The organism is Virgibacillus proomii, from assembly GCF_900162615.1.
In the GTDB taxonomy this organism is placed as follows: Bacteria; Bacillota; Bacilli; order Bacillales; family Amphibacillaceae; genus Virgibacillus; species Virgibacillus proomii.
The window spans coordinates 1,592,340-1,611,026 of sequence record NZ_FUFN01000010.1 but is presented as its reverse complement, the minus strand read 5'-3'; the positions used below and the strand labels follow the sequence as shown (position 1 = coordinate 1,611,026).

15 protein-coding genes are annotated in these 18,687 nt (G+C 36.2%); 5 read left to right on the top strand and 10 right to left on the bottom strand.

Annotation, left to right across the window (positions count from 1 at the left end; translation table 11 throughout):
• Nucleotides 1-101 precede the first annotated feature (101 nt).
• The 3 genes from BN1066_RS14910 to BN1066_RS21320 form a co-directional block, all read right to left on the bottom strand.
• Complete coding sequence (locus BN1066_RS14910) at nucleotides 102-1,523, bottom strand: hypothetical protein (RefSeq protein WP_077320242.1); 1,422 nt, start codon at nucleotides 1,521-1,523, stop codon at nucleotides 102-104.
• A 197-nt stretch (nucleotides 1,524-1,720) separates the two neighbouring features.
• Nucleotides 1,721-1,885: an energy-coupled thiamine transporter ThiT gene (locus BN1066_RS21325; protein ID WP_179104412.1), complete on the bottom strand. Its 165-nt coding sequence runs from the start codon at nucleotides 1,883-1,885 to the stop codon at nucleotides 1,721-1,723.
• Complete coding sequence (locus BN1066_RS21320; protein ID WP_425445298.1) at nucleotides 1,882-2,046, bottom strand: energy-coupled thiamine transporter ThiT; 165 nt, start codon at nucleotides 2,044-2,046, stop codon at nucleotides 1,882-1,884. The genes BN1066_RS21325 and BN1066_RS21320 overlap by 4 nt, the downstream gene beginning before the upstream one ends.
• Nucleotides 2,047-2,726: 680 nt before the next feature.
• Between BN1066_RS21320 and BN1066_RS14895 the strand changes: the two genes are divergently transcribed.
• Nucleotides 2,727-3,263, top strand: a complete 537-nt coding sequence (locus BN1066_RS14895; protein WP_077320239.1) for a YceI family protein — start codon at nucleotides 2,727-2,729, stop codon at nucleotides 3,261-3,263.
• A 220-nt stretch (nucleotides 3,264-3,483) separates the two neighbouring features.
• On the opposite strand, the gene BN1066_RS14890 is transcribed toward BN1066_RS14895, so the two are convergent.
• Both BN1066_RS14890 and BN1066_RS14880 read right to left on the bottom strand, forming a co-directional pair.
• Nucleotides 3,484-4,353 (bottom strand): VanW family protein, encoded by an 870-nt coding sequence (locus BN1066_RS14890; RefSeq protein WP_077320238.1) that lies wholly within the window; start codon nucleotides 4,351-4,353, stop codon nucleotides 3,484-3,486.
• 822 nt (nucleotides 4,354-5,175) lie between these two features.
• Nucleotides 5,176-6,390, bottom strand: a complete 1,215-nt coding sequence (locus tag BN1066_RS14880) for an NAD(P)/FAD-dependent oxidoreductase (RefSeq protein ID WP_077320236.1) — start codon at nucleotides 6,388-6,390, stop codon at nucleotides 5,176-5,178.
• Between the two features lie 386 nt (nucleotides 6,391-6,776).
• On the opposite strand from BN1066_RS14880, the gene BN1066_RS14875 reads away from it, so the two are divergent.
• Nucleotides 6,777-7,274, top strand: a complete 498-nt coding sequence (locus tag BN1066_RS14875) for an AMP-binding enzyme (RefSeq protein WP_077320235.1) — start codon at nucleotides 6,777-6,779, stop codon at nucleotides 7,272-7,274.
• A 642-nt stretch (nucleotides 7,275-7,916) separates the two neighbouring features.
• A complete protein-coding gene (uraA, locus tag BN1066_RS14870; RefSeq protein WP_077320234.1) occupies nucleotides 7,917-9,203 on the top strand; it encodes a uracil permease in 1,287 nt (428 codons plus the stop codon).
• 331 nt (nucleotides 9,204-9,534) lie between these two features.
• On the opposite strand, the gene BN1066_RS14865 is transcribed toward uraA, so the two are convergent.
• From BN1066_RS14865 to BN1066_RS19965, 3 genes are all read right to left on the bottom strand, one after another.
• On the bottom strand, nucleotides 9,535-10,737 hold the full coding sequence (locus BN1066_RS14865; RefSeq protein WP_077320233.1) for a cation:proton antiporter: 1,203 nt from the start codon (nucleotides 10,735-10,737) through the stop codon (nucleotides 9,535-9,537).
• A 174-nt stretch (nucleotides 10,738-10,911) separates the two neighbouring features.
• On the bottom strand, nucleotides 10,912-12,321 hold the full coding sequence (locus BN1066_RS14860) for a sodium/glutamate symporter (protein ID WP_077320232.1): 1,410 nt from the start codon (nucleotides 12,319-12,321) through the stop codon (nucleotides 10,912-10,914).
• A gap of 382 nt (nucleotides 12,322-12,703) precedes the next feature.
• Nucleotides 12,704-12,859: a D-alanyl-D-alanine carboxypeptidase gene (locus BN1066_RS19965; protein ID WP_143695846.1), complete on the bottom strand. Its 156-nt coding sequence runs from the start codon at nucleotides 12,857-12,859 to the stop codon at nucleotides 12,704-12,706.
• A 712-nt stretch (nucleotides 12,860-13,571) separates the two neighbouring features.
• Between BN1066_RS19965 and BN1066_RS14855 the strand changes: the two genes are divergently transcribed.
• Nucleotides 13,572-14,822, top strand: coding sequence for a DNA polymerase IV (locus tag BN1066_RS14855; protein WP_179104411.1), 1,251 nt, complete (start codon nucleotides 13,572-13,574; stop codon nucleotides 14,820-14,822).
• Nucleotides 14,823-15,119: 297 nt separating this feature from the next.
• Here the strand turns inward: BN1066_RS14855 and BN1066_RS14850 are convergent, their stop codons facing one another.
• Nucleotides 15,120-16,052, bottom strand: a complete 933-nt coding sequence (locus BN1066_RS14850; RefSeq protein WP_077320230.1) for an aldo/keto reductase — start codon at nucleotides 16,050-16,052, stop codon at nucleotides 15,120-15,122.
• 420 nt (nucleotides 16,053-16,472) lie between these two features.
• On the opposite strand from BN1066_RS14850, the gene dpsA reads away from it, so the two are divergent.
• On the top strand, nucleotides 16,473-17,363 hold the full coding sequence (gene dpsA, locus BN1066_RS14845) for a dipicolinate synthase subunit DpsA (protein WP_077320229.1): 891 nt from the start codon (nucleotides 16,473-16,475) through the stop codon (nucleotides 17,361-17,363).
• A gap of 569 nt (nucleotides 17,364-17,932) precedes the next feature.
• On the opposite strand, the gene BN1066_RS14840 is transcribed toward dpsA, so the two are convergent.
• A complete protein-coding gene (locus tag BN1066_RS14840; protein WP_077320228.1) occupies nucleotides 17,933-18,685 on the bottom strand; it encodes an ABC transporter permease in 753 nt (250 codons plus the stop codon).
• Between the last annotated feature and the right edge of the window lie 2 nt (nucleotides 18,686-18,687).

Here is an 18,687-nt window from a genome sequence, read left to right as displayed (position 1 = left end):
TATATACATGTTTTAAGATATAATCCGTAACTAGCAGGATATGTAAAAACCTGAATCCCATGTTTTATTGAGATTCAGGTTAATAAATTAACTATCTATTCTTAAAGAATTATTACAGCAGCCAGCGTTGCTACAAACAAGCCGCAAATCACGGGGATAAAGTTTTTCCGAACAAGCTCCATTACGGGTACTCCACAAAATCCTGCAATTGCAATAAGTGAAGACCAGGCAACCAGAGCTCCTCCTCCCGTCCATATCGTTCCCATTTGTCCAATTGCAGCAAGAGTTGCTGTATCCATTCCACTTGACGAAAGAGAGGCTGCTAGTGCACCCGTTAATGGCAGACCTGAAAACCCTGAACCGTCTAATCCAGTAACCATTCCGATTATTAAAATGCTTAATGCTGCTAACCATTCATTTTGCGGTAAATATGCTTGAGTCGACTGCACTAAATCAAATAAAAACGCTGGTGCTTTATTTTTCAAACTCAAAATATTTGCTGAGAAATCCGAACTGCCTAAAAAGAAAAATCCTGCAATCGGAATTACTTGTCCCATCGCTTTAAAAGCAAAAACAAACCCATCCGTAATATGTTTGGTGACATAATCCAGTGATTGTTGCTTTCGAAGGACAATGGTCGATAATAGCAGAAGAATAACCGCAACTCCACCTATAAAAGCAGCACCATCTCCTCCTTCTAATCCACTCATTCTTCCGGAATTAAGTTTTTCATAAATCATATAAATGACTACCGTCACTAACGTTAGTGGAACAATAACAGCAAAGATCTTACTCCATGTTTTTAGTCTTGGCCCTTGTTGCTCTTGAGTTCTTTCTCTAATGTTTTGCATATTTTTAAGTTCTTGATTATTTAAAGGGTCTTCTTTTGTGCGAATGGTTTTCCGATACAATATATAAGCTAAACTAATAGCAATTCCGCCTGTGATTAAGGATAAAATTAACGCTTGTTCTGCTACTGCGGCTGTCTCAACACCTGCAGAAGCAGCAGATAAGTTTGGAGCTACTTGAACAATATAATCAGAGGAAAGGGCCATACCTTGACCTGCAATTGCGATTGCTACTGCAGCTGTAGCAGCCGGTAATCCTGCTCGTATAGCTGCTGGTACTAACAAAGTACAAACTAACGGAACGGCAGGTGTCGGCCAAAAAAACAAAGAAATAACATAGGTTACTGTAACTAAAACAAAATAAGATATATGCCCATTAACCATCCATTTTTGAATAGGCTGAATCATGTGCTTATCTGCCCCTAGATCTCTAAGCGAATTTAATAAGGCTAACATAAACGTAATAATTAGAAAGATACTAAACAGTTCTTGTGCCGCAACTAAATTCGCTTTAAAAATCGCTGTAAACCCATCTACGATACTGCCTTTGTATAACCAGGCAATAAAAAAAGTACCTAATAAAGTTGGAAGGACAACACCTTTTCGCATGATCATGGTTCCGATTATGATTAATGTAAATAAACTATATAAAAAATGAGATAAAGAAAGCTCCATCACTAAACCTTCCTCTCCAATAAGTGTGCTATAACCTATGCATTTTTTGAGGGTTTAGTTCATTTTAAGATGAGGCTTTCTTAGCAAGTTTAGTATTCTCATAGCTGTTTTAAAAGGATTGTTATTTTGTTGAACCCTTTACATTTCAGCTATGACAGAGGAAAATTTTAAAAATGCGGCTGTGCTTAGCCTCCAGTTTAGGATCCCGACTTTTGCAGTAATGCCCGAGGCTGATTATGAAATAACAATATGATGACAGCAGCACTCAGTAGAAATGCTGGAATCATGTAAAAATCATTATAAATTAGTGAATAGAACCAGACTGACTGTCCTTTTATCGCTGATTCAAAAAGGCAACTCAAGCAATATAATGGGCTATAAAACGTAATCTGCAGCCTAACAACACGCCTAAAACAATATAAGTCAAATACTGTTTGGCTTTGTTTTGCCGGACTGCCTGTTTCATTTTCTCAGCAAAAACACCTGTAAATCCTACTACGGTAAAAGCAAGTGCGTAATCAATCCCTGAGCTGGGAATAAAAAATAAGCATAACCCATGTCTAAAACTAGACTATCAAAAAGCTAATAATTCTTCTTATCTTTCAGCGAACTAATTAGTACGTTAGCTTGTAATACTTGTGTTGTTGTTCCCTTTTGTAGTTACATCATTGTTCTTAAGCCATGCAATAATCGAAGTAGGTAATATAATAGCTATTGCAATGGAGTGTTCGAGCCTCTCTATTGACAAGGGTGATCGATTAAAAACTACTTACCTGCTACTAACCACCTGATTAGCTAAGGCAACAAGTGTATTACAGTACAAATTAATGCCTCTTTATCCATTTATAGCCCCTTCCCTTTTCTAAATAATCCCTTTCCCTCTACTACTTTCCATTTCCCTTCACTTTTGGACGGCGAATAAACTTTTGTTTTAAATTACTTTGCTGCGGGTAATCGAAATATAATAGTGACATTCTATTTCATATCAACTACTTAATGGAATAATTCTCTGAAAATTAGTTTTCTCTCTCACTAAGATCCTTTTTTCTCATACGACTTCTTTGCATGATGATTTTGGATCCTTAACGAAAAAAAATGAGTAGAGATAGTGATCAATAATTACTTGACAACATAAAGTTCCTATTTTATACTTGGTTACATAAAGTAATAAACAAAGAAAAAGTTATTAGAGAGGTGTTTATAGTGACGAAATCTATTTGGAAAGTGGATACTGTTCATAGTGAAATCAGCTTTTCAGTGAAGCATATGATGATTTCTCGAGCAAAAGGTACATTTAATGATTTTGATGGAACAATTGAAGCAGATTTGGATGCTTTAACCAATGCAAAAATTGAACTTACTGTTGATGTAAATAGTATTGATACACGCAATAAAGACCGGGATGATCATTTACGCTCTGCAGATTTTTTTGATACGGAAAAATTTCCAAAAGCAACGTTTATATCGAAGGAAATTAATAAAAAGTCGGAAACCAATTATGAGGTAGTGGGTGATCTTACTCTTCGTGGTACGACAAAGCCTATTACCGTGGCTGTTGAACTTGGGGGCCAAAGTAAGGACCCAATGAGTGGAAGCATGGTTGCCGGTTTTAATGGAGAAACATCGATTAGCCGTAAAGATTTTGGACTAACATGGAATCAAACGCTGGAGACTGGTGGCGTACTTGTTGGTGATGAAGTAAAGCTTAGCTTTGCAATCGAAGCCCATAAACAGGGTTAGAACTTTCTATAAGAGACAGCTAGGTAAATCACCGCCCATCTTGTTCACAAGCCTTTAGGATTTTATATTTTTCCTCTTTGAAAAGCCGTTTAATAGACACAAGAAAAACTCCCCTTCAGGTCAAAAGATGTTATTTTTTATTCTATCTACCTAAAGGGGAGAACATATCCAATCTCACAAGACCTTGCATCATACATCAAGGATTCGTTTACAAATTACTTTATTCTTGACCGACAAAATTCTCAGCTATATCTGAAGAAAAAATTCGTACTCTCATTTTTCCATTATTTGCATCCGCTCGAATTAAAAGGGGTTGATTATATCTATTCTTAAAACTGAAATCAGGCCCCCACCAGCTTACTGTTGCATCTTTTCCCGGAGGAACATACGGCACTTGCTTACTATGTGTGTACCTTTCCACAATTTCAATCCCTTGCAAATTAACAGCATTAAATAAGGTAGAAGATACTTGGCATATCCCGCCTCCGACATCTTCCGATAACTCCCCTTTAACAATAACTGGTGCTCGTTTATACCCTTTATCTATCGTTCTTTCGCCGACTACTTTATTAAATGAAAATAATTCTCCAGGGAATACAACATGATTATCAATGGCTTTGGCGGAAAGTTCAATATTACGTGTTCTTTCTTGATTTGTTTCTTTATAGTGAGTTACATAGCTCCCTAATTGTTTTTTACTAATTTCTTCTAGTAATGTTTTATCAACACGCGGATAGACCGGCATCGTGGGCACGTTAAATCCTTTAGCTGTAGCATCATAAAACGTTTTATGAAACAAGATATGAAACTCATCTGTATCAACAGTAGTTCCTAATTGTTCAGGAATAATTTTTCCTCTCTTGTTAATCCTTGCATTAACAGGGGGCTGATATACTTTTTGTTTCAATTGTTGTATTAATGTTTGTAACCTTCGCTGATCAATAAACAATTGATCAATTTCATTTAAACTGTATTGATTCACTTCAACTTTTTTTATAAAAACATCGGATGGACGCTCGCTTTCAGCATTCACAAACTCCGGTATTGTCAAGCAAAATAACAAAGAAGCAATGATGATTACTCTCTTCATGTAAATGACCTCCTGTACGTAGTATTGCTAATTCATTATGAGGTCATTCATAGAATAAAAAAAACTTGCTCCCTCACCATTTATACGGAATAATGATTGGCGAAGAATTACTTTTCCGCTTTTACTTTTTTAATGTACCTAAAGTTTACTCAATAGCAAGTACTTACTTAACTCCTAGTTTTAAAAAACAGCGTCTAAGGAAGTTAGCAAATAGATACTTAAATAGATGTTCTAAAATTCAGGTCTTTACCATGAAACAAAAGCTAGAAGCGCTTGGGGGAGCAACGTATAAACAGGAGAATTTCGGACGGGATAAAGTGAAACTCATTCCGTGGAACTCTTTTTACACGAATGTAGTACCGCAAGGGTATGACCTAAAAGGCCTTTAAACGAATCGAGCAGTTAGGTGCCGTTTTCTCCAATTTAAACTTCTATGTATTCTCTATAATCTTGAAGTGGTAGGCTTACGACACCTTACACGCGCGACAAAGGGCAACTTCATTTATGGTATAGAAACACTATAAACTGTTCAGCCTTGCCTCACAATAAGTACCTTGCGTTTCTCTAGGGTTGGTTAATGTGTACCATCACAACGGACTTTCACCACCTAGATAGTCAACATGCCTGGCGCACATGAAAAAACCATCTTATGACAAGTCATCAGATGGTTTCTCCTGAATGATTATCTAAAATCACGTTGATCTTCTAGATAATCATTTAACAGCCTATACCCTATTAACGAAGCAATTACTAATAAAATACTACATAGCGTCTTATTTTTCATATTTGTAAAGCCTCCTTATAAAATTTAACGATCTATTCTTAGAAAGGGCGAAATTTTCCTTTTTTAAGTACTAATTTCGGTCCACCGATAAGGAATAGTGAGCGATTATCTACTACTTTTTTCATTGCAGCAGCAGCTTTTCCTTTAAGCTTATAATCATTAAAAATGCTTCCAATACCATCAGAAAGACCAAGTGATGCGACTGTACCTTTACTTTCAAATACAAAATCAGTTAATGGCTCATTGTTAAGTAAAGCAACCAAGTTTTTTGCAACAACATCAGCTTCCTGCATGGCTAATTGAGCAGTTGGAGGATATGGACGATCTTCTTCTTTATTCCAAACCCAAGAACAATCACCCATTACAAATATATTTTCTTCTTCAGGCATACGTAAATCACTATTTACATTTACTTTTCCTTTTACTAATTCAAAGCCCGACTCACCCAGTACAGAGCTTCCCTTTACTCCACCTGTCCAAACAATAGTTCCAGCTTTTATTAGTTCTTTATCTTCTCCAACGATAAAGCCTTCTGGTGTACATTCGGAAATAGGGGCACCAATTTTAATTTCTACCCCGCGATCTTCTAAGGACTTTTTAGCATAAGCAACTAATTCCTTATCAAACATTGGCAGAATAGATGGAGCAGCCTCTACATTGATAATTCTTACTTTACTGCGGTCGATATCGTATTTTTTACATAACTGCGGTATACGTTCAGCGAGCTCTCCTACAAATTCAATTCCTGTAAATCCAGCTCCACCAACAAGAATATTTAAGCTATGTTCGTCTACTTCTTCTCCACTTTGATATTTAGCAAATTGGTATTCTATGTGTTCACTGATTAAGCGACTTGTCTCAATATCTTCAATTGCAAAAGCATGTTCAGCCATTCCTTTAATTCCAAAATCATTTGATTCAAAACCAAGTGCAACAACAAGATAATCATATTCGAGTTCACTGTTTTCTAAAATGACACGTTGTTCATCTTTATCTATTCTTTTTACTGCATCAAATACAAGGCGAACTTTAGTTGGGTTAATAACATCGCTAATCATCACTCGTGCTTGATTTGGATTAATTGTTCCAGCAGCAACCTCATGTAACCATGTAGATTCATAATGATAATTGTGTTTGTTAACTAAAATAATTTCTGCTTGTTCTGGAGATAGTTTTTGCAAAAGTCGTCTAGTTGTCGTTAGACCAGCATAACCAGCACCTAAGATCACTATCTTGGGTTTGTTAAAACTCATAAAACTTCCACCTTCCATATATTTACTTATATATTCACAGGAAAAGCGTTCTCTCTATAATATATGATGATTCAAATATACAATATAGAATCGCTTCTACCTATTTTTCAACATATTAATCATAACAAAATTTTTATATTTAATCTAATAACTAGAGACAATTTTCCTATTTAATAACTATTTACCTATTTCATTTGAAGCCGAATTTAATTCTTAGGTTTGTACATCTAGGAAAACCTAGTTGCACTTATTGTTTTTTAAACTCATAACTTGCAAGAAGAACTCGTCAAGAGATTTAAACCATTAAATAAAACGCTTTCAAAAAATTATGATATAATTTTTATAATACCGAATATGAAGAATAAAGGAAATAAGGTGGGGTTTTTATGAATCAAACAAAAGTACGTGTTGTTAATCATAAGGGAGAAGATGTTGCTCATAATGGGAAAGAAGTTGGAGATATTATCGTCAAAGGAAATGGAACACTACAGCATGCTCAGCTTCATCCAGTGCTGGAAGACGGATGGATTTTTACTGGAGATAAAGGAACAGTTGATGAAGATGGCCGCATTCATGTGAAAGAAGCTCGTAAAGATATCCCGGATGGAGGCATTTCAATTGCCTATTTAGAAAAGTTATTATTACAGCATCCCAAAATAGAAGAAGTGGCAATCATTCCCGTACCACATAAGGAAATTGGTGAAATTGCCCATGCCTTTGTTGTTCTAAAAAATAAACAACAGGTATCTGAGAAGGAAATCCTCTCATTTTGCAAAGAAAAATCTAAGAATTCATCATGTCCGCAAGCAATTTCATTTGTCGAAGAGTTACCTAAGACAACAAGTGGAAAGATTTTAAAAAGAGAACTGCAAAAATGGCTTTAGGTGTGCTTCTTAAAAAGGAGTCAAAAAAACGGAGGGGGTTTTAAGGCTGGAGCTTCTGAAAACTCAGATGGGTTGCTGTCGATGCTTCCTTAACTATGAGAAAGCAACGATTATCGCTGTGAGAGTTTTACCTGTCCTTGAAAAAGAAAAGCGCTTTTTAAGAAATCTTACTTATCCGTTTACAGTCTGACACTAAGCACATCCCGCGCATAGAAATTCGAATTGGCATCGATTTGGAGTTTTGAATGGTGTCATTTGTGACAGATTTATTGAACATCCTAACCCTAGCGACAGATGGAATTAAGTTCACCGTCCAAAGACACAAAAGTTTATCTGGTTTTTTTAATAGTTTGGATATTTCTAAAGTATGAAATAGCATACTGTGTTAAATTTTTATCTTTGTTATCATCAAACAATGATTGACAAAGAGTTTATTAACTGGCATAATAATATGGATATATTTAGACGGTTACCTTTAATTCAGTCCTGTGAGGCTGCTAAGGTGAAACAGATGGAAATCTGTGAATAAGAGATAAATTGTGTTTTGCTGATCTTTTATTCAAGCACCCTGCCCCTTACAAGGCAGGGTGCTTTTCTGTTTTTAAGTGGTAACTGTTGGGAAATTTCAAGGAGGAACTCAAGATGGCACAACATACAGAAATTCAAGTAGACGAGCGATTACCTTTTTTAACGAGTCTACCACTTAGTATTCAACATTTATTCGCTATGTTTGGATCTACCGTTCTTGTACCTATTTTATTTGGTGTTAATCCAGCAACGATATTATTAATGAACGGAATTGGAACAATCATTTATCTATTTATTACAAAAGGGAAAATTCCCGCTTATTTGGGGTCAAGTTTCGCCTTTATTGCTCCTGTATCTGCTGTTTTAGCAGATTACACAGGTGGTGATGGATATAGTTATGCATTGGGAGGTTTCTTTGCTGTAGGTGTTGTTCTATCTCTAGTTGCATTTATTATTAAATTTGTTAGAACTCATTGGATCGATGTTATTTTCCCACCTGCCGCCATGGGTGCTATTGTATCTGTAATTGGGCTCGAATTAGTTCCTACTGCAGCAGAAATGGCCGGTTGGATTGCTCCTGCTGGTACCGATAAGTCATGGACAATAGATCCGGACACAGCACTTGTTTCTTTATTAACATTAGTTATAACTATTGTTTGCTGGGTAACGTTACGTGGTTTCTTAAAAATTATACCCATTTTACTCGGTATTATTTCTGGTTATATTATCGCCTATCTTTTCGGTCTTGTCGATCTTACTGCTGTTAAGGAAGCAAGTTGGTTTTCACTTCCTGATTTTTACCAAATGAAATTTGACTGGGGCGCTATCTTAACAATTTTACCGGCTGCTATTGTCCTCATTCCAGAACATATAGGACATTTATTCGTTACAGGAAATATTATAAAAAAAGATTTGACAAAAAAGCCTGGTCTTGACAGATCGTTAGCAGGAAATGGAATCTCTACGATTATTTCCAGTTTTTTCGGCTCTACACCTAATACAACATATGGAGAAAACATTGGTGTATTAGCTATTACACGCGTTTATTCTACATGGGTTATCGGGATGGCAGCTATTGTAGCAATTATTCTTTCTTTTGTCGGAAAACTCGCTGCCTTAATTTCTTCCATTCCAACAGCTGTTATGGGCGGTATTTCCTTACTTTTATTTGGAATTATTGCAGCAAGTGGCTTACGAATGCTAGTTGAAGCTAATGTAGATTATAGCCGTTCACAAAATTTAATTTTATCAACTGTGGTACTTGTAATTGGTGTCAGTGGTACAACCGTGCAAATCGGTACTGCTCAATTATCAGGAATGGGGTTAGCGACAGTAATTGCTATCATGCTTAGCTTATTCTTTAAGATTTTAGATGTCTTAAAACTGTCTAACGAAGATTAACCTCTTACATTGTTAGAAAGATATCTTTTTTTATACGATAAACCCTAAAATTTTATACTTTCCTATAGTGGAACAAAAGCTAGAAGCACTCAAATCGGGAAGATAAAGTGAAACTGTTTTCACCCTAAATATTTGTTAGCAAATGGAGATTTAGATGTCGTTATCTCCCACGTAGACTTCCTTTTTATCTTCTATTAGACAAATCGTAGTAAGATGTTTGAAGTTTATTACAGCTTGAGCACATAAGCTAGATGAAGTTAGTTTCAAAAAAGTAATCTCCAAACAAGTAAAAAACTCCACTTTTGAGTAACAGTGGAGTTTTTTATATGGATTATACTCTTTTTTCTTTTTGCTGCAATTTTTTCATCATCGGATAAACACCTGCGCTTTGAACGACAAGTGATAGTAAAATAGTTACAAAAATAAGAGCGAATAACAACATCTCATCATTTCCTAAAGTTGCCTTTAATCCAAGCACTAGAGCAATTGACATCGTTCCTTTAATTCCTGCCCATGTTATAATGCCGCAATCTTTTACAGAAATTGTTTTTTTCCATGTCGGCTGAAGTTGTGTAATTATGATAATAACAATAAATCTAACCAACAGTGTTCCGATAAAAATGGCAATCGCAAATAACCATTCTGAAAAAGTGAGGTATGTTGCTGCTTGAATACCAATCAGCAAAAAAATGATTGATAAGATAGTAGGTTCTACAATCCCCCAAAAACCATCTAATTGTCTGCGAAATTCCTTTTCTTCTATGGTTTTCCCAAATTCATACGACAGCATCATGCCAGCAGTAATCGTTGATAGTACACCTGAAACCCCAATGAGCTCTCCTAAATAAAAGCTCCCATAGGCTACAATAATGCTAAGCATTACTTGGTATTGCCAATGATCCGTATAGTAAATTGCCTTACTCATAATCCAACCGAATAAAATACCAATTGCCGCCCCACCAAATGAAACAAGTAAAAACTCGTTCACAAATTCAATAAAGTTAAACCCTGTATTCTGTGTATACATCTGTAATAATACACCTAACACAACAATGCTCGTTCCATCATTAAGCATGGATTCGCCCTCGACTATCTCAGATATTTCCTCATCTCGAGAAGCTTGTTTTAAAATAGCAACCACTGACACCGGATCGGTAGGTGCTAATACAGCTGCTATCAGTAAGGCAGCTAAAAGAGATAGCGGTACAAACCAGTTTGCTACTGTGTAGATGAATATCCCGAGCAGCCCTACCGTTAAAAATAACCCAATCGTACCTAAAGTTATAATGATATACTTGCTTCTCTGCCATGCTTTGCTTGAAAATTGATAAGCTGAAATAAATAACAAAGCCGGAAGAAAAAATGTAAACAACATTTCTTTTGTAATCATGACATCATAAAAAAACGGGATTACCGACAGAAGAATACCAATTATTACAAGTACTACTGGAACTGGAAAATACGTTTGTTTTTTATCAATGGCAAAAACAAGGTACCCTATTGCTAATAATAGAAGAAGATGATATTCATTCAAAAAGCCTTCACCCCTTCAAGCTGTTCAAAAGTTAAGCAAACACACCTGTTTCATATTCACTCGTTTCTGGCAGCCCTTTGTTTAAATGCACGCCTGCTACTGCTCGAAAGCTCACTGCCTGCCTACAAACTTTACCGATTCGTTTTACTCCTTTTTTGAACACCCATGAGATAATTATTTTTTCCCAAAATGCAGCAATCCTACGAGGACTCCGATTAAGCACATAATCATGGCAAAAATTAAAAACGGAATTGCTCCAAATTGATAAATTAGCGGCACCGATAATGCCGTTACTAGTCCTCCACCAAGAAAGGGTTCATAAACTAGCTGTTTATAACCAAATCCCTCAAAAGCTGGTGTATCACCTTTAGGATCGACAATTCGCATTAATAATAAACCTGTAGCAGTAATGCCTGTTGATTGCCCAAAGTCACCAATACCTCGTTCAAACCAATAGGAAGGAATGATCCTCGGTGCTAACACTAAAAAGCCAACTACGTTCCACAGAAGGCCTGCAGTAGCTAACAAGATAAATGGGATCATATAATCACCTATGACATCAATCGATACGGTACCGATAGCGGTTAATATTAAAATATCTAAAGCAAATCCTTGAATTCGATTAATCATATTGCGATCAATAATTCTTGCATTATCTATTTTATTAAAGAAAACCTGAACAAAAATCCCGCCAATCATTGCCAATGGAAATAAAGGAATATATGTCATAAAACGAATATCTATAAAATTACCAACAGTCACAGATTCTAACCAAATCAAAAACTGTAAAAGCAGATAACCAACCAGTACAGCGAGGCCGACGATTGCAAAATGTAATGAGAGCGGCTCAATCGATTCGGGGCGAACTGTCATTTTGGCTGCTGGATCTCTATTTTCGAATTCCATGATTCCTTGCTTTCTTAAATCAGAGAAACCTTTTACATCTTTAATCACACTTGTTTTTTCTCTTCTGACTGCCCAATTAATTAATATAATCCCGACAATTACTCCTGTTAAAATCCCTACTGTAGCTAAACCGACAGATAAATCATATCCGTCAGCAAATCCTATTTCTTTAAAAGTCCCTGCTAAACCAGCGGCTGTTCCATGTCCACCTTCAAAAGCAACTTCAATTAATGCACCGACTAAAGGAGGCATACCAAATACTGGACTTAACACGAGTAACGAAAGTAAAATCCCAATAACATACTGTCCCCACCCAATTGTCCAGCCGAAAGCCAATTGTGGACCACCGTAATCCCATATTTTCCTTAACCCGGGGATCGTTGCACCTAAAAATAAAGCGGCAAACACGACATTGATTAATAGCCCTGGTAATTCACTCCATACCACTGTCACTTGCTCTGGAAATATTCCATTAACCCAGAAGGAATCTTTAGAAACGAAATTACTTAAAATCTTTCCTAACACTTGTGGTCCAAGAATTAATGCCAAAAATCCCCCTATAATCGAGGATGGTAGAAATAAGTTCTGTAACCAAGTCACTCGGACTCGAATCCACTTTCCAATTAGCAAAAATGCTGCTAAATATAAAAATGCAAATCCAACTTGGTTTGCTGTCATTATCTAAAACCCCTTTTTGTTTTTTATTGCTATTGCTTTTCCCTTGATAGCTGCCGTTAAAACGTACGCGTTTTGTTCTAAGCCTTCAATTCAACCCATCTTCTTGGGACGCGCTCCCTTCCCAAGAGAATCTACAAACGATATGTCATACTGCAGCTACCCTTTTTCTACCGTTCATCAACATGATTTACTAAATCTATAATTTTTTTCTTCTATATCTTTTCCTTCTTCATCCAGTAAATTGTTAATCCAAATGGAAAAAATTAATTTTTCACCATTTTTTTAAGTATCCTGATAATGCGCTTACTCCCTCAATTGTTCCTGTTTTGGATGTACAGCTACATGCTGCATACGATTTTGTAACGTACCACCAACCATCCGGCTAAACAGCTCCTACAAGTGGAAGCGAGTATTTATAAGCAGAAAACCATTCTGCTTGTTGAATCGTATACAATAGCTTTGTTATTTCTGAAGCTGGTATTAAATTTACATGGGATATCGCCGAACCGTCACGTATAACCATTGTATCAGGATTCATGTCCAGTACATGAATCCCTTTTTCCAGTTCCCTTCCCTATATACCGTTTTCACCATTTCTTTTATAAGTACTTCAGCAATTGTATTATTAATAGGCTTCATAAACAGAATCATTATTTTAGCTAATCGCTCGAAGCATTTTTATACAATAGTTTTATAGTATCACGCACTTGTCCATACCGGTTTATTCTTAACTATGTAATACCATACTCCTTCAATGCCTGTTGAAACACGGCTAAAGCTTATCCGGTCAGCTCCAAACGGCGATCCATTCTTCCTTCATTTCACCATTTTTAGCTATCTTTCTTGATAGCTTGATCACATTCTCCTCCTCTGTAAATGGAAAATTTCTTTTAAACTGTTTTTTATACTATAGGAAAGTATAAAATTTTAGGATTTATCCCGCATGTAAGGGCCGTAAGTTTCCCACTTCAAGTCCTAAATTGATACAAAAGAGTCTAAGTGGGAGAAAACGGCACCTAAATGCCCGATTGGTTCAACTAACATTCCGTGTAAAAAGCATTTCACGGAATGAAGTTTCACTTTATCGTATAAGAAAAACTACAGATTTCGCTAAAGACTTGGCGACAAGCCAAGTCTTTCTAATATTTGTTCCCCATTAACAATGGTTATTGAGGAAGAAATTTCCACTAGTATTCCCATTGCTAGCGGCATATAATAGGAACATACGTTCTTTGATTGGAGGATTCATGATGGATTATAGTCCCTATCCACGTAACGATATCTTATGTATCGATATGCGTTCCTTCTACGCCAGTGTAGAGGCAATGAAATTAGGATTAGATCCAATGAAGGATTTACTAGCAGTTGTAGGAGATCCGAATAGATCGGGAAGCATTGTACTCGCCGCTTCCCCAGCACTAAAGAAAAAATACGGCATTAGTAATGTGAGCCGTTTTTTTGAGCTGCCGGATGATCCAAATCTCTATATCGTTCAAGCACATATGGCAGATTATTTAAAGGTATCAGCTGAAATAACTAAATTAATTTACCAATATGTTCCTAAAGAAGCTATTCACCCTTATTCCGTTGATGAGGTATGGGTTACGGTCAATGGATTGCAAAAATTGTTTGGCAATCGACGAGAGGTAGCTAGACGAATTAAAAATGATATTTATGAATGCTTTGGAATTACATGTTCCATCGGTATTGGTGATAATAAATTTCTCGCTAAAGTTGTTATGGATCTCCATGCAAAGCAGCAAGGTATCGCTGAATGCACCTATGAAGAAGTACAACAAAAAATCTGGCCTTTTCCTATAGAAGCAATGTGGGGGATTGGCAGCAGAATGAAAAAGAACTTGAACAGAATGGGGATTGTAACAATAGAACAGTTAGCCCGTTTTGATTTACGTTATTTAAAAAAACGCTTTGGCATCATGGGCGAGCAATTGTATTGGCATTCTTGGGGAATCGATTTAAGTCCCGTACTAGGAAATTTTATAAAAACAGAACAAAAAGGATTTGGACACGGTATCTCGTTACTACGTGATTATTCGAAAGCGGAAGCAAAAGTTTGCATACTTGATTTGTGTGAAGAAGTTTGCCGTAGAGCAAGAACCGCTAACATGGCAGGAAAAACCATTCAATTAGGAATTGGTTATTCAAAAGCAACAGGAGGCGGATTTTCACGTTCTCAGTCAATTTCCCTTCCTACTAATATTACCATGGATATGTATCACGTTTGTCTAGATTTGTTTTTACGATTTTATGATGGAGTAAGTAGCATCCGGAGAGTTTATGTAACATTAACAAATTTATATGTAAAACAAGACACTCAGCTTAGCCTATTTGAAGATCGTGCTAAGAAAAATGATATTGGTTATGCCATGGACGCGATCCGTTCTAAATACGGTTCTACCTCTCTTCTTCGCGCTATCAGCTATACCGATGCTGGTATTACCATCGAAAGAAGCCATAAAATTGGCGGACACTATGCATAGGTAAATAGAACAAAAGTCAGAAGAACTCGTTTAACAACATACAAACTGGAGATCTTCTAAAGATAACATGCCTCTAAAACAGGGGGTATGCCGACGCCTGAGCGGTAAGCCCGCTTTTAGTCGGTCTTCCTTTATATTCGAGTCGATGTTGACTGATCACCAGGAAGAAGATCGAAATTTACTAGTCGCTGAACGCTTAAGCTAGACGACGATGCCCATGCAAAAACGAATATAATATGCTATACAATGGTAAAACGTTTCGTGAGGATTTATACCCCACGAAACGAAATCGAATTCTTAAGAAAAAATATCGCTAATAAGCTGTACATCTTCTTCAGAGAGTTGAATCTCTGCAGCACGCATATTGCTAACCACCTGCTCTGGTCGTTTAGCTCCAGGGATAATGACATCGACAGAAGGATGAGTAAAATACCAAGCAAGTACAACATGAGCAATTTCTGCATGATATTTCTCTGCAAATAGCTTTAACTTTTCAACTTTGGCGAGATTTTCCTGAAACTTTTCACCTTGGAAGTTAGGATTATCTGCACGTAAATCAGTAAAAGTCTGATTTTTATTGTATTTTCCCGCAAGCAGACCTGATTCTAAAGGAAAATAGGGAATAAAGGCAATGTTTTCCTTCTCTGTATAAGGGAAGAAGCTAGTTTCAGCATCGCGCTTTAGCAAATTATATTCAGCCTGCAGCACATCAACATACCCATCTTTATTTGCTTCTTTCAGCTGTTCTAATGTAAAGTTCGATACTCCAATGGAACGAATTTTTCCTTCATCTTTTAATTCTTTTAATGCCCCAACTGCCTCATCCTTCGGCGTATCTTCATCTGGAAAATGAATATAGTATAGGTCGATATAATCCGTTTGTAAACGACGAAGACTTTCCTCTACTGACTGTTTTAAAAAAGCTGGTGAGTTATCTATTACAACTTCATCACCAACAAATTTATGTGCTCCTTTTGTCGCAAGAACAATATCTTCACGTTTATACTCTTTAATAACTTCACCAATTAATTCTTCTGAACGTTTAGGACCATAAATAAACGCCGTATCCAGCATATTAATTCCATGCTCTAATGCAGTACGAACCACATTCTTTCCCTGTTCTTCATCTAGCATATCTGGGTAAATATTATGACCGCCAACAGCATTCGTACCTAGTCCAATTGGATAGACAGAAATATCAGATTTCCCTAATTTAACATAATTCCCCATTTAATAAATCTCCTTTCAAATATCATTGTACTTATAATTTACCATGAACTGTAAGTTTGATAAACCCTTTAATCAAAATAATTCCAACAGTTTATAAAAAAGAAAGCAAATATATTGTAAGTACGCCAACTGTTTATCACTTTCATCCCACATGTAACTGGTAGCAAGACCTGCCCTTCCCTGCTACGAGATGAAACCTAAGAGGACAAGTGGACGATTCAACTGTAAGTCAAATGTCCGATTCTGTTCAGAGGTCTTTATGTCATACCTTTATGGTACTAACAATCAGTGAGGTATAAAAGTCCCCCTCTAGCTGATTGAAGATTCACGTTATGTTAAAATCATTCATACTTCCAGCAATATTATTATAGAATGAATAGGTAGAGGTACTTTATTATTTTGTAAAAAGGGGATGTAAGTATGTCTAATAAAAAACATGTACTGATTATGGGAGGAGATGCAAGGTACATACATGTAATAAATTTACTGGCTGATACTACTGACATGCATCTTTATTTAATTGGATTTGACCACTTATCTTTTGAGAAAAGCAATATTAAACATACAGAATTAGAAAATATGAATCTTTCGCTATTGGATGCGATCATTCTTCCAGTTGGCGGTACAGACGAAAAAGGAAAAGTTGAAGTAACTTATTCGGATAAAGCTCTGTTTCTTACCGAACAAATTATCTCCTGTACACCAGAACATTGCACGATTTATACAGGTACTGCTAATCATTATTTACAGCATATTTGTACAGCCACTAAGAGAACATTAGTAAAAATATTTGAACGTGACGATGTGGCTATTTATAATTCGATTCCTACAGCAGAAGGAACCTTGAAGCTCGCAATGAAAGCAACGGATGAAACGATTCATAACGCAAATGTATGTATCTTGGGATTTGGCAGAGTAGGGAAAACGGTAGCACGGCTATTTGACGCAGTTGGTGCCAATGTAACGGTAGTTGCGAGAAATCAAGCTGATATTGCACGTATTACGGAGATGGGATTAACAGCAGTTAAACTCCAGAACTTAAATACAATAATAAGTGAAATGACAATTTGTGTAAACACTATTCCATATCCGGTGATCGATGAGGAACTTATCTCTAACATGTCATCCTCTACCGTCATTATTGATCTTGCCTCTAAACCTGGAGGTGTAGATTTTTCCTTTGCTAAAAAAGAGGGAATTCAAGCGATTCATGCACTCGGATTACCAGGGAAAACAGCACCTAAGACAGCCGGAAAGATTATTGCAAGCGTATTGTTAGAGTCAATGAACGTTTCAGCTTCATCCGTATAGAGTCTTCTTTCCTGGAACAAAAGCGAAAAGCACTTGTTTGGAACGTACAAATTCCAAGGGGCAATTTTCTCCTTAAAACGTAGATCAGAGGCTATATCCGCAGATGTCCTTGAAAAATCGCGGTGTATCGCTTCCCTAGCTTCTCTGTCCTTGAAAAATCGCGATGCCTATTCAAGCAGACTCTCTTGTCCTTGCCCGAACGAATTGGGGATTTAAGAGCCATTTTTCTAGATCATGTTCGTAACCGCAAAAGCAGATATTTTGGAATAAAACAAAGTATAAATTTCTGATTATCTTTTTAAATCTCTTAAATGCTCGTTTAGCCCTATTCTATGGGCTTTTCGAGCATTGTTACTATCGGTAGATACTTCACGTTTCTTTACATATTTTCTTATGTTTTGGCTTTCCATAGTGGTAAAAGAGTAGTAAATTATATGCTACTAACGTATCATTTTAGCTTTTACACCATCAATTGAAGCATGAGCATATAATGACCTTATCACGGAAAGTGTTGCGAATGGAATCTTGAATCTAAAACTCATCAATAAAAGTAAAACATGACTTTACTTTTATTTCTGTACTTTTTTCAGTTTAGATACAGCCAAAGTAAAGGATACAAGACTTAGAGTAGTTAGCATAATTAGAATTGATAGTATATTAAACCATTGAATATTACTTTGAATTATCAAAGTTCTTAAACAATCAATCACGTATGAAAATGGATTGAACTTTATCGCAAACTGAAAGAATTCAGGCAACTGCTCTACAGGCATTATCGCAGTACTTAGGAAAAACAAAGGGAGTGTAATAGTATTCACAAAACCAATAAAAGCATTTTCATCAGGCAATACAAAGCTTAGAGCATAAGATAAACTCCCAACAAAGAATACACATAAGAATAGTAGAAGTAGAATCAGAATAAACCCTAAAAACCCAGAAGCAATACTTACAGAAAATGGAATAGAAATGAGAAGTAAAATTCCAATTCCAATAAATGATAGTACTTCTACATCTAAAACTTGTCCTAATACAATAGAACTTCGTTTGACAGGTGAAATATAAATTCTATAGAAACTTCCACCACCTTTTAAATAATAATTGGCAATACCACAACTTACCCCAGCACTTGTTAAAACAGTCATAACCAGCAACCCAGGCAATAAAAATGTAGTGTAATTTACATTTCCAATACTTTCTGCTGGGGTAAACATAGAACTAAAAAGTAATAACCAAACAATTGGCTGGATGATGTTCATAACAATCGTGGCTGGATTTTGAAAACGCCATTTTACATTTTTCCAAAAGATATTAAGCACTTCCATAA